We start from the raw sequence: 627 nt of genomic DNA, 5'->3' as shown, positions 1-627 counted from the left end.
CCGCCGATGTCACCCAGGCCATGGCCAAGGGTGCACGCGACCTCGGCGCGAAGATCCATCTTGATACCGAGGTCGTGGGTTTCGAGCGGATGCCGAGCGGCGAGTGGAGGGTCAAAACCTCACGCGGCGAGATCGTCTGTGAACATGTCATCCTTGCAACAGGCAATTACGCACGCCAGACAGGCGCCATGCTGGGCCTGGACATTCCCGCGATCCCGATCCTGCACCAGTACTGGATCACCGAGGCGGTTCCCGAAATCGTGGAACGCAAACGGCTTGGTCTTCCGGAGATGCCGATCCTCAGGGACGAGGGTTACGAGGGCTATCTGCGCGAAGAGGGAGACGGGCTGATGTTCGGTCCCTATGAGCGTACCGAGCAGCTCAAGCTGTTCGCCGAAAACGGTGTCCCGGAATGGTTCGGCGCCGATCTGCTCGATGAAGATTTCGATGCCGTTTCCTGGAACTGGGAGCGCGCCACCGAACTGGTTCCCGCGCTCGGGCGCGCCGGCATCAAGCGCAATGTGCGAGGACCTTTCCAGATGACGGCCGATGAGCTGCCGCTGATGGGGCAGGCGTGGGGCCTGGAGAATGTCTGGCTCGCCGAAGGGGTGCCGGGGGGCATCCTTT

General features: G+C 62.7%; 1 protein-coding gene. It reads left to right on the top strand.

What is annotated here, in order from left to right:
• Positions 1-627 (top strand): FAD-binding oxidoreductase (locus EN994_RS34310; RefSeq protein WP_164746571.1); only part of this gene is annotated, 627 nt, incomplete at both ends.

It is taken from the genome of Mesorhizobium sp. M7A.F.Ca.CA.002.09.1.1 (genome assembly GCF_003998555.1).
Taxonomy (GTDB): Bacteria; Pseudomonadota; Alphaproteobacteria; order Rhizobiales; family Rhizobiaceae; genus Mesorhizobium; species Mesorhizobium ciceri.
This window is presented reverse-complemented; position numbering and strand designations above follow the sequence as displayed.